The following is a 10,875-nucleotide window of genomic DNA, read 5'->3' on the forward strand; positions in this document are numbered from 1 at the left end:
CCCGTCCCGGCCGCGGCCGGGGTCGGCGCAGGTCGGCCGGTCCGCCGCCGCGGGTTCATACGGGGGTCCGCGGCGCGTGTCAGCCGGTCTGCACGGCTATCCGACCGGGTCGAGAACCTTGGGCCGCTCGACGGACGGTTCCTCCTTGGCCAGACGGCCCGGCGCCCAGATCCGCCGGCCGATGTCGTACGACAGCGCCGGAAGCAGCAGGGACCGGACGATCAGGGTGTCGAGCAGGACGCCGAACGCCACCGCGAAGCCCATCTCGACCATGAACACCAGCGGCAGCGTGACCATGGACGCGAACGTCGCCGCCAGGACCAGGCCCGCCGAGGTGATCACGCCGCCGGTGACGGTGAGGCCGCGCTGGATGCCGCGCCGGGTCCCGAGCTTCTGCGACTCCTCCCGGACGCGGTGCATCAGGAAGATGTTGTAGTCGACCCCCAGCGCCACCAGGAAGATGAACGCCAGCAGCGGGAATCCGGAGTCGGTGCCCTCGAATCCGAAGCCGTAGTCGAAGATCAGCGCGCACGCGCCGAGCGAGGCGAGGAACGACAGCACCACGGTGCCCATCATCAGCAGCGGCGCGACGACGGCGCGCAGCAGCGCGATGAGGATCAGGAACACCACGCCCAGCACGATCGGGATGATCACCTTGTTGTCGCGGCTGGAGGCCCGTTTGATGTCGAGGGACGTCGCGGTGGTCCCGCCGACCTTGGCGTCCGCGGACGGGACGGCGTGCGCCGCCGCCCGCAGCCGGTCGATGGTCGCGCGCGCGGCCTCGCTGTCGGCCGGGTCCTTCAGCGTCGCCTCGTACTTGACCAGGCCGTTCGCCGTGGCCGCCGGGCCGAGTTCGGCGACGCCCGGCGTCCCGCGGACGGTCTCGGCGATCCGGTCGGACGCCGACGCCTTGCCGATCACGACGGCCGGTGAGCCCGATCCGGCGGCGAAGTGCCGGGAGACGACCTCGGAGCCCTTGATGGAGTCGGGACGTCCGGTGAACTGCCCTGCGTCGGAGAGCCCGTCGGCCTTGAGCGAGCCCAGGCCGAGGGTGAGGACGATCAGTCCGAGCATGGTCACGGCCCAGAGCGCGCGCGGGCGCCTTCCGACCAGACCGGCGATACGGCTCCAGATGCCGTGTTCGGCCTCGTACGCCTCCGGCTCCAGGTACTTGGCGTCGTACCGGGGGATCAGCGGCCAGAACAGCCAGCGGCCGCAGATGACGAGAAGGGCGGGCAGGAGGGTGGTCATGGCGCCGAGTGCGGTGAGGACGCCCGCCGCGGCCACCGGGCCCATGCCTGCAGTGGAGTTCATCTCGGCGAGCAGCAGGCACAGCAGGCCGACCGCGACGGTGGCGGCGGACGCGATGAGCGCGGGCCCGGCGCGATGCAGCGCGTACGCCATGGCTTCGTGCCGGTCCTCGTGCCTATGCAGTTCTTCCCGATATCGGGCGACGAGTAGTAGCGCGTAGTCGGTGGCCACACCGAAGACGAGTACGGTCAGGATTCCTGAGCTCTGGCCGTTGACGGTGAGGTCGCCGTACTTGGCGAGCAGATACACCAGCGACTGGGCCAGCCCTAGCGCGAAGAGGGCGCTCAGCACAGGGACGAACCAAAGGACTGGGCTGCGGTAGATGATGAGCAGCAGGATGATGACGACGCTGCCAGCGGCCATGAGCAGGAAGCCGTCGATGGTCTCGAAGACCTTGAACTGGTCGGCGCCCATGCCGGCGGGTCCGGTGACGTGCGTGGTCAGTCCGGGTGGTCCGCGCTTGGCGAGGTCACGTGCCTCGTCTACCGCTTTGGTGAGGTCCTCATCGGTGAGGGGCACGAACGTCTGCAGGGCTTTGCCGTCCTTGGACGGGAACGGCCCCTGCACCTTCTGCGCGCCGGGCAGCTTCTGCAAGGCGGAGACGTCCGAGGCGGCCTTCGCGCGGTCTTGCGCCGTGATTCCGCCGGAGCGCTCGTAGACGACGACCGCGGGCATCGTCTCGTCCTTGCGGAACTGTTCCTCCAACTCGACGACCTGCGTGGATTCGGCCCCGCCCGGGAGCCAGGACGCCGCGTCGTTCTTCTCGACGTCGCCGAGCCTGCCGGCCAGTGGGCCGAGGGCGAGCAGCAGGACGACCCACAGAGCCAGGACGGCCCACTTGGTGCGCCGGCCGGCGATGAGTCCGGCCACGCGGTGGGCCCGTGACCTGGGGGGAGCCGGGCTGTGTTCGCTCATGTTCCTCTCCTGTGTACTCTGCGATCGAGATATGTCGCGTCCGCCCAAGGGTGTCTCGCTCGTCGAGACGTGTCAAGTACTATCGCGAATTCTCGATACTGTTGCATCAAACTTCTCGGATCAAGAGTCTCTCTGAGATCGAGAGTTTTGTCAAACGGGAGAGGGTGCATGCGTGCCGGTCGCCTCCCACGTACTCAATCGTCGCGAGAAAGCACCGTCGGCGCGTCCGGCATGAGAAGGGACCTGGGCTACCCCGGCCGAGGCATGAAGGGGCCCGCGCCTACCCCTTGAGATGTAGAAGGGGAAGGTCGGCACAGGTCTTGAATAGGAGGCCCGCCTCCGCCTCGCCGGCGCGAGCTCTCGCGGACGTGGGCAGATGCCAGGCTGGCATGGCGAAACCGGGGGTCCGCCGGGTGGACGTGGGTCCAGCCGGGGGATCCCCGGTTCGGTGTGCGGAGACAGACGTGAAGTCAGTCCAGGCCGTGGAAGGTCAGGCGACCTTTTCGGACGACGAGGACGACGACGTGCTGGAGGACGACGAGTCGCCCCCAGACGAAGAGGAAGACGAAGACGACGACGTGTCCGACTTGGACGAGTCGCCGCTGGAGGAAGAGCCGCCCGAGGAGCCGTTGGACGAGGCGCCCGCCGTCGCGGGCTTCCCAGAGCCCCGGCTGTCGGTGCGGTAGAAGCCGGACCCCTTGAAGATGATCCCCGCGGCCGAGAAGACCTTGCGAAGCTTGCCGCTGCACGCCGGGCACTCGGTCAGCGCGTCGTCGCTGAACTTCTGCACGATCTCAAGAGGCTCGCCGCACTCGGTGCAAACGTACTGATACGTCGGCACGGTCCCTCCTCGCTGACTCAACCCGGCAGTCCCGGACTGGCACTCACTTTAGACGACTGCTAATGGTACCGATGATTGGAACAGGATTCGCCCCCGGCCTGTTCCCTGACCCGTCATCAGCCGACAGGCCAGGGAAAGGGGCCGGTCAGGGAAACGCAGTGTCACGTGCCCGTTTCGCCGAACCACCCTGCCAGCCGCCCCTTCCGGCTGACCGCGCGCAGACGGCGCTCCGTGGCGTCGCGTACGGCGTCGGTGGTCACGACCAGGAGGGTGTCACCCGCTTGCAGAGGCGTGGTGGGCTCCGGGACGAAGCTGGACCCGTTCCGCACAACAAGGGTGACGGACGCCCCATGCGGAAGCCGGAGCTCGAATATCTCCACGCCGTTCAGCATGGAGTCGAGCGGTATCCGCACTTCCAGCAGGTCGGCGTGCAGTTCCTCCAGGGGGGCGGCTTCCACGTCCAGTTCCCGTGTCTGCTCGTCGCTCTTCAGCCGGCACAGGCGCGCCGCCAGCGGCAGCGTGGGGCCTTGCAGGAGGGTGAACACGACGACGATGTTGAAGACGATCGCGAACAGCCGGTCGGCGCTCTCGACGTGCTCCACCATCGGGATGGTGGCGAGGACGATCGGGACGGCGCCGCGCAGCCCCGCCCAGGACGCGAACATCTTCTCGCCCCACGACAGCTTGAATCCGATCGTGGACAGCACGATCGACACAGGACGTGCGATCAGCAGCAGGACGAACCCGACCACGAGCGCGGGCACGATCTGGGCGGGCAGTTCACTGGGCGAGGCCAGCAGGCCCAGCATCACGAACAGCCCGATCTGGGCGAGCCACCCGACGCCTTCGGCGAAGCCACGCGTGGCTGGACGGTGCGGTAGCCGGGCGTTGCCCAGGACGAGGGCGCTGACGTACACGGCAAGGAACCCGCTGGAGTGCAGGAGCGATGCCGCGCCATAGGCGCCGACCGACAGCGACAGCACCGCGATGGGGTAGAGGCCGGACGCGGGCAGTGCGATGCGGCGCAGACCTTGTGCGCCCAGCCAGCCGATGGCGAAGCCGACGATGCCGCCCGCGATCAGCTCGTACAGCATCACGCCGAGGAGCTCGGTGAGGTTCGGCACGCCGGTGTGCGCGCTGAGCGTCACCACGATGATCACGACGGGTGCGTCGTTGAAGCCGGACTCGGCCTCCAGCATCCCGCTCAGCCGGGACGGCAGCGGCAGCCGCCGCAGCACCGAGAACACGGCGGCGGCGTCGGTGGGGGCGAGCACGGCGGCGAGCAGGAACGCGGGCCGCCAGTCCAGTCCGACCAGCCACATGGCGGCGAGCCCGACGACGACGATGCTGATCAGCGTGCCGATGGTGGAGACGACGAGAGCGGCGGGCACCGAGGGCCTGACGTGCCGCCAGTTGGTGGTGACGCCGCCCTCGGCGAGGATCAGGACGAGGGCCGCGAGGCCGAGGGTCTCGGCCAGCTCGACGTCGTCGAACTGGATGTGCGCGGGGCCGGACTCGCCGATGAGCAGGCCGAGGCCCATGTACGCCAGGAGGGTGGGCAGGCCCGCCTTGTGCGACAGCCTGACCGCGACGATGGCGCAGAGTACGAGCGTGGCCCCGAGGAGTAGCCAGATGTCGAGATGCACATCCCACCCTTCGGGGTCGTCAAACTTGATCGTTTAGGAATCCTACAGATTCACCGGCCGATCGCACATTTGCGGTTGAGAGACGGCATGTCGGAAAGGGTGATTATCGCCGCCTGACCTGCGGATTTACCCCGTTGACAACGTTCCGCACGTCCCGCCCCTGGACGGCGGCGGTCACGTTGTCGCGCACCAGCGCCACCAGGTTCAGCTGGGACTGGACGGACGTCCCCGCCGCGTGCGGCGACAGCAGGACGTCCTCATGGGAACGCAGCGGATGCTCCAGCGGCAACGGCTCGTCGTCGTACACGTCCAGTGCCGCACCCGCCAGCCGTCCCGATTTCAAGGCGTCGAGTACGGCGTCGTCAGGTGCGATACCCCCGCGCGCCACGTTCACTAGGAACGCGTTGTCCGGCAGTAGGGCGAGGCGTTCGGGACCGATCAGACCCCTGGTCTCGTCTGCCAGCGGCAAGGCGAGGACGAGGATGTCGGATGTCGCCATCAGGTCGTCCAGTTCGCGGTACGTGGCCGCTGCCTCTGGACGCCTCCGCCTCGTCCAATACGACACTGCGCAGCCGAGTGCCGTGAACAGCCGTGCAGTCTCCGCGCCTATCGAGCCGAAGCCGACGATGCCGATTCGCTGTGTGTGGAGCTCTCGCGGCCGTCGAGCTGCCATCTCCATCTGCGGCCACTCGCCCGCGCGTACGGCCCGGTCGCCCCAGGCGAGGTCGCGGCAGAGCGCGAGCGCCGCCCCCACCGCCCACTCGGAGACGCTGCGCGCGTTGAATCCCGCGGCGTTGGCCACGGGCACCTCCGCGGCGGTCAGCCCGGCGACGTCGATGCTGTCCGTCCCGACCGCGGGCATCTGGACGAACGCCAGACGCGGCGCGGCGGCCACGGCCTCGGCGTCCAGCGCGAGCCGGCCGGTGAAGTCGCCGATCGCGATGTCGGCGCCGGTGATGGCGGCGAGCAGGCCGGCGCGGTCTCTGGTCTGGGGAAACGTCATCTCGACGGCGTCGCCCAGCGGGGCGAACAGTCCGCGGACGACGTCCTCCCCGATCGGCGGCAGGGACAGGATCCGCCACGGCGCCGTCATCTCGAACCTCCCGTTTCGACGAACGATGCCCGGCCGTGGGCCCTTCGCCCACAAACGCCACGTCAGTGCCCGTGACCGCCGCGGAACGGCGACTCAAGCCGTGATCTTCCGTCCCACCACCCTACGAGGCCGCCGGACCGGGGGATCAGCCGAGGCGCACCAGGCCCTCCGACGGCGTGACGGCGGCGCGGACGCGCTGGTCATGCGGTTCCGACGGCAGGTTCGGCACGAGTTCCGCGTCGTACAGGAGCGCCACGGTCAGGATCGCCGGGCCGACACGCGCGAGCGCCCGGTCGTAGGAGCCGCCGCCGCGCCCGAGGCGCATGCCCGTCCGGTCGACGGCGACGGCCGGGGCGAGGACGACGTCCGCGCTGCCCACCGCACCGGGCCCGCGCGGCGGCTCGGACGGCTCCGGGCATCCCCGCGGCCCCGGGACCAGCGAGTCGGGGCCCTCATAGGACGCCCAGTCCAGGTCGCCGTCCGGCAGCAGCCGGGGGAGAAGCACGTACGTGCCGCGCTTCCACAGGGCGAACAGCAGGCTCCGCGTGTCCGGCTCCGTGCCGATCGAGACGTAGGCCGCGATCGTCCCCGCCATCTCGACCTCGGGGACCGACAGCAGCGCGTCCCGGATCGATCGTCCGGCCGCGGAGCGGGCCTCGGGCGGCATCGCCGCACGTCTGCCGAGCAGTTCGGCCCGGAGGCCGGTCTTCGAAGCGATGTCGTGCACGCTGCTGTCCTCACGGATGGCTAGGGTCTCTACATGGCCGACTCTGCACGTGTGCTCAAGGCGGTCGTCCCGGCGGCCGGCCTCGGTACCCGATTCTTGCCCGCCACCAAGGCGACCCCAAAGGAAATGCTGCCCATCGTCGACAAACCGGCGATCCAGTACGTCGTCGAGGAGGCGGTCGACGCCGGCCTCAGCGACGTCCTGATGGTCACCGGCCGCAGCAAACGCTCCATCGAGGACCACTTCGACCGGGCGTACGAGCTGGAGGAGGCGCTGCGCGCCAAGGGCGACGAGGAACGGCTCGGCGCCGTCCACGAGTCGAGCGACCTGGCCATCATGCACTACGTCCGGCAGGGCGAGCCGCGCGGGCTCGGGCACGCGGTGCACTGCGCCCGCCAGCACGTCGGGAACGAGCCGTTCGCGGTGCTGCTCGGCGACGACATGATCGACGCCCGCGACAAACTGCTGCACCGCATGATCGAGGTGCGGCGGCAGTACGGCGGCAGCGTGATCGCGCTGATGGAGGTCGAGCCCGACCAGGTCTCGGCCTACGGCTGCGCGGCCATCGAGGCGACGGACGAGGACGACGTCGTCCGCATCTCCGACCTCGTCGAGAAGCCCTCGGCGGAGGAGGCGCCCAGCAACTGGATCATCATCGGCCGGTACGTCTGCGACCCCGCGGTGTTCGACGTCCTGGAGAAGACCCCGCCGGGCCGCGGCGGCGAGATCCAGCTCACCGACGCGCTGCGCACCCTCGCCGACATGCCCGCCGAGGCCGGCGGCGGCGTCTACGGGATCAAGTTCCGCGGACGCCGCTACGACACCGGGAACAAGCTCGAATACCTGTGTACGGTCGTCCAGTTCGCTTCGGAACGTCCTGATCTGGCGCCGGAGTTCATGCCGTGGCTGCGCGAATTCGTCCGCCGCCAGGACGCCGAGAACGGCGCCAAGGACGGCTGAAACGGTTCCGAGCCCGGCCGCGCAGGCGTCGCGCCGGCACGCGGCTGGACGGCGGCTGGACGGCGGCTGGGCGCGAGGTCGGACGGCGCAGGTGGTCGGCTGGACGGCGTGGGCGGGCGGCTGTGACGGCGCCGGAAGACGGCTGAGACGGCGTGGGCGGCGCCGGAGACCCGTGACGGCAGGTCACACTGGGGCGGTGGGCATGAGAACGGTCGACGAGCATCTGACGGACATCCTCGGCGGCGTCGCGGCGCTGCCGCCGCTCGACCTCGCGCTGCTGGAGGCGCAGGGCACGGTGCTCGCGGAGGCCGTGTCCGCGCCCGTCCCGCTGCCGCCGTTCGACAACTCCGCGATGGACGGGTACGCCGTCGTCGCGGCCGATGTCGCGGCGGCCACCGAGGCCGACCCGGTCGCGCTGCCCGTCGTCGGGGACATCGTCGCGGGCGACACCGGCGTGTCGGCGATCCGTCCCGGCCTGACCGCCCGGATCATGACGGGCGCGCCGCTGCCCGCCGGCGCGGACGCGGTCATCCCGGTCGAGTGGACGGACGGCGGCAACGCCACCGTCCGGATCTCGCGGGGGGCGCCGTCCGGCAACTACATCCGCCGCGCGGGCGAGGACGTCCCCGCGGGTCAGATCGTCGTGGCCGCGGGCACCCGGCTCGGCGCCCCGCAACTCGGCATGATCGCCGCGGTGGGACGCTCCCGGGTGACGGTCCGGCCGCGGCCGCGCGTCGTCGTCGTCTCCACCGGGGACGAACTGCGCGAACCGGGCGAGCCGCTGGCTCCCGGCCAGATCTGGGAGTCCAACAGCTACATGCTCACCGCCGCCGTCGTCGAGGCGGGCGGCGTGGGCTACCGGCAGGCGACCGTCGAGGACGAGCCCGCCAAGGTGCTGGAGATGTTCCACGACCAGCTCGTCCGGGCCGACGCCATCGTCACCACTGGCGGCGTTTCGATGGGCACTAAGGATGTGGTCAAGGAAGTACTGTCCGGCACCGGGACAGTGGGTTTCCATAAGGTGCGGATGCGTCCGGGCAAGCCCCAAGGGTTCGGACTTCTCGAAGGCATACCCGTCTTCACTCTCCCTGGGAACCCGGTAAGCGCGTACGTGTCGTTCCAGGTTTTCGTGCGTCCCGCATTGCGCGCCATGCAGGGATTGGCGCCCGACCCGCTGCCGACGGTGAGCGCCGTCCTCACCGATGACGTGAAATCGCCACCAGGGCTCCGCCATTACCTGCGCGGGCTGCTGTCGTTCAGCCATGGCTCCTACACCGTCACGGCCGCGCAAACGCAAGGCTCGCACCAGCTCGGCTCCCTAGCGTCGGCCAACGCGCTCATCGAACTGCCGGAGGACGTCGAAGCCCTTCCCGCCGGTTCCCACGTCGAAGTCATGAGGTTGCCGTCTTGAGTGCCATGGGCTCTGAATTCACCCACCTGGACGACACGGGCGCGGCCCGCATGGTCGACGTGTCGTCCAAGGACGTGTCGTCCCGGACGGCGACGGCCACGGGGTTCGTCCGCCTGTCAGCCGAGTGCGTCGACCTACTGCGCGCCGGCGACATTCCCAAGGGCGACGCCCTCTCCGTCGCCCGCATCGCTGGGATCATGGGCGCGAAACGCGTTCCCGACCTCGTTCCGCTCTGCCATCCGATCGCGCTGCACGGTGTGACCGTCGACCTGGAGATCCGGGACGACGGCGTCGCGATCACCGCCGTAACCCGCACCGCCGACCGGACGGGCGTGGAGATGGAGGCGCTGACGTCCGTCAGCGTCGCCGCGCTCGCCCTGGTCGACATGGTCAAGGCCGTCGACCCCGCCGCGGTGATCACCGACGTCCGGGTCGAGGAGAAGACCGGCGGAAAGACGGGAGTGTGGCGACGATGATCAGGGCGATGGCGGTCACCGTGTCCAACCGGGCCGCGGCGGGCGTCTACGCGGACAAGTCGGGCCCGGTCCTCGTCGCCATGCTGGAGGACCTCGGCTGCCAGGTCAACGGCCCGGTCGTCGTCCCGGACGGGGAGCCGGTCGCGGGCGTCCTGCGGGACGCGGTCGCCTCCGGCTACGACGTGGTCGTGACGTCCGGCGGGACCGGCCTCACCCCGACCGACCAGACCCCCGAGATGACCCGCCAGGTGATCGAGTGGGAGATACCGGGCATCGCGGAGGCCGTCCGGCTGGAGGGCCGCGAGCTGGTGCCCGCCGCGATCCTGTCCCGCGGGCTCGCCGGTGTCGCGGGCGGCACGCTCATCGTCAACCTGCCGGGCTCGACCGGCGGCGTCCGCGACGGCATGACGGTCCTCGGCCGCGTCCTCGCGCACGCCGTCGACCAGATCAAGGGCGGCGACCACCCCCGCCCGCCCGCGCCCGCCTAGGCCCGCGCGGGCTACGTCGTGATCACGCGGATGCCGGCCTCGGTGAACGCGGCCGCGTCCGCTTCGGCGATGGTCCCGTCCGTCACCAGGACGTCGATCTCGTCGGTCGCGCAGATCCGGGCGAAGGCGCGGTGCCCGATCTTGGAGCCGTCCGCCACCACGACCACCAGGTCGGCGCGCTCGGCCATCCGCCGGTTCACGTCGGCCTCGCCCTCGTTGTGGCAGGTCGCGCCGTGCTGCGCGGCCAACCCGTTCACCCCGAGGATCGCGACGTCGAGCGTGACCCGGTCGAAGATCCCGGTGGCCAGCGGCCCCGTCAGCTCGTACGACTGCGGGCGCGGCACCCCGCCGGTCAGGACGATCTTCACATGGGGGCGGACGGCCAGCTCGTTGCCGATGTTGAGCGCGTTCGTCACGATCGTGATCGACGGCGATGGGCCCTCGGCGTGCAGGTCGGCGCGGGTGGCGAGGACCCGCGCGACCTCGGACGTCGTCGTCCCGCCGTTCAGCCCGATGATCGAGCCCGGCCGGACCAGCTCGGCGGTCGCCGCCGCGATCCGCTGCTTCTCGGACGCGTGCCGCGCCGCCTTGTAGCGCAGCGGCAGGTCGTAGCTGATGTTCTGCGCGACGGCGCCGCCCCGGGTGCGCGTCAGCAGCTGCTGCTGCGCGAGCTGGTCGAAGTCGCGGCGGATCGTCGCGGCCGAGACGCCCATCCGCCGGGACGCGTCCTCGACGGTCAGCCGCCCCGCGCCCGCGAGAAGTTCGAGCAGTGCGTTCCAGCGTTCGTGCCGGGTCACACCGGTCCCCTTTCCAGCGGACGGACCTGCGGGAGCACCTGCATCAGGGGATTCTAGCCACGCGAATCCCTGCAATTTCCTGCGTATTCCGCCAAGGGGCAATCAACAACGATCAAACCGGACATCGGCCTGGGCCGGTTTCTCGCGAACGCCGCGTACGGGCACCGATCGAACCTGCGAGATCATGGACACTCCAGGCCGCATCCGCCC

General features: G+C 70.2%; 10 protein-coding genes and 1 pseudogene. 5 read left to right on the forward strand and 6 right to left on the reverse strand.

Features of this window, described 5'->3' with window-relative positions; translation table 11 throughout:
- Positions 1-96 precede the first annotated feature (96 nt).
- Complete coding sequence (locus tag ETD83_RS13815) at positions 97-2,226, reverse strand: MMPL family transporter (protein WP_138645514.1); 2,130 nt, start codon at positions 2,224-2,226, stop codon at positions 97-99.
- Between the two features lie 464 nt (positions 2,227-2,690).
- Here ETD83_RS13815 and ETD83_RS45690 point away from each other — a divergent pair, with 464 nt between their 5' ends.
- Positions 2,691-2,912, forward strand: a complete 222-nt coding sequence (locus ETD83_RS45690; protein ID WP_329602782.1) for a hypothetical protein — start codon at positions 2,691-2,693, stop codon at positions 2,910-2,912.
- Positions 2,913-2,926: 14 nt separating this feature from the next.
- Here ETD83_RS45690 and ETD83_RS45695 read toward each other — a convergent pair.
- The 4 genes and pseudogenes from ETD83_RS45695 to ETD83_RS13835 all read right to left on the reverse strand — a co-directional run.
- Positions 2,927-3,067, reverse strand: a pseudogene (locus tag ETD83_RS45695) (FmdB family zinc ribbon protein); the annotation flags it as partial.
- Positions 3,068-3,228: 161 nt separating this feature from the next.
- Complete coding sequence (locus ETD83_RS13825) at positions 3,229-4,713, reverse strand: potassium/proton antiporter (protein ID WP_138645516.1); 1,485 nt, start codon at positions 4,711-4,713, stop codon at positions 3,229-3,231.
- 103 nt (positions 4,714-4,816) lie between these two features.
- On the reverse strand, positions 4,817-5,806 hold the full coding sequence (locus ETD83_RS13830) for an NAD(P)-dependent oxidoreductase (protein WP_138645517.1): 990 nt from the start codon (positions 5,804-5,806) through the stop codon (positions 4,817-4,819).
- Positions 5,807-5,951: 145 nt separating this feature from the next.
- Positions 5,952-6,533 (reverse strand): 5-formyltetrahydrofolate cyclo-ligase, encoded by a 582-nt coding sequence (locus tag ETD83_RS13835; protein WP_138645518.1) that lies wholly within the window; start codon positions 6,531-6,533, stop codon positions 5,952-5,954.
- A 33-nt stretch (positions 6,534-6,566) separates the two neighbouring features.
- Here ETD83_RS13835 and galU point away from each other — a divergent pair, with 33 nt between their 5' ends.
- The 4 genes from galU (at position 6,567) to ETD83_RS13855 (ending at position 9,868) form a co-directional block, all read left to right on the forward strand.
- Positions 6,567-7,493, forward strand: coding sequence for a UTP--glucose-1-phosphate uridylyltransferase GalU (gene galU / locus ETD83_RS13840; protein WP_138645519.1), 927 nt, complete (start codon positions 6,567-6,569; stop codon positions 7,491-7,493).
- A gap of 202 nt (positions 7,494-7,695) precedes the next feature.
- Positions 7,696-8,904 (forward strand): molybdotransferase-like divisome protein Glp, encoded by a 1,209-nt coding sequence (glp, locus tag ETD83_RS13845; protein WP_138645524.1) that lies wholly within the window; start codon positions 7,696-7,698, stop codon positions 8,902-8,904.
- A gap of 5 nt (positions 8,905-8,909) precedes the next feature.
- Positions 8,910-9,380, forward strand: a complete 471-nt coding sequence (gene moaC, locus ETD83_RS13850) for a cyclic pyranopterin monophosphate synthase MoaC (RefSeq protein ID WP_138645520.1) — start codon at positions 8,910-8,912, stop codon at positions 9,378-9,380.
- An 8-nt stretch (positions 9,381-9,388) separates the two neighbouring features.
- Entirely contained in the window at positions 9,389-9,868 is a 480-nt protein-coding gene (locus ETD83_RS13855; RefSeq protein ID WP_230420889.1) for a MogA/MoaB family molybdenum cofactor biosynthesis protein, read from the forward strand.
- Positions 9,869-9,879: 11 nt separating this feature from the next.
- Here ETD83_RS13855 and ETD83_RS13860 read toward each other — a convergent pair whose 3' ends face one another.
- Positions 9,880-10,665 (reverse strand): DeoR/GlpR family DNA-binding transcription regulator, encoded by a 786-nt coding sequence (locus ETD83_RS13860; protein ID WP_138645522.1) that lies wholly within the window; start codon positions 10,663-10,665, stop codon positions 9,880-9,882.
- Between the last annotated feature and the right edge of the window lie 210 nt (positions 10,666-10,875).

The organism is Actinomadura soli, assembly GCF_005889715.1.
In the GTDB taxonomy this organism is placed as follows: Bacteria; Actinomycetota; Actinomycetes; order Streptosporangiales; family Streptosporangiaceae; genus Spirillospora; species Spirillospora soli.

Bases quoted from the DNA above. Each gene is read 5' to 3' on its own strand.
- ETD83_RS13855 (WP_230420889.1), top strand. From the start codon at position 9,389: ATGGCGGTCACCGTGTCCAACCGGGCCGCGGCGGGCGTCTACGCGGAC.
- galU (WP_138645519.1), top strand. From the start codon at position 6,567: ATGGCCGACTCTGCACGTGTGCTCAAGGCGGTCGTCCCGGCGGCCGGC.
- moaC (WP_138645520.1), top strand. From the start codon at position 8,910: ATGGGCTCTGAATTCACCCACCTGGACGACACGGGCGCGGCCCGCATG.
- ETD83_RS13830 (WP_138645517.1), bottom strand. From the start codon at position 5,806: ATGACGGCGCCGTGGCGGATCCTGTCCCTGCCGCCGATCGGGGAGGAC.
- ETD83_RS13815 (WP_138645514.1), bottom strand. From the start codon at position 2,226: ATGAGCGAACACAGCCCGGCTCCCCCCAGGTCACGGGCCCACCGCGTG.
- glp (WP_138645524.1), top strand. From the start codon at position 7,696: ATGAGAACGGTCGACGAGCATCTGACGGACATCCTCGGCGGCGTCGCG.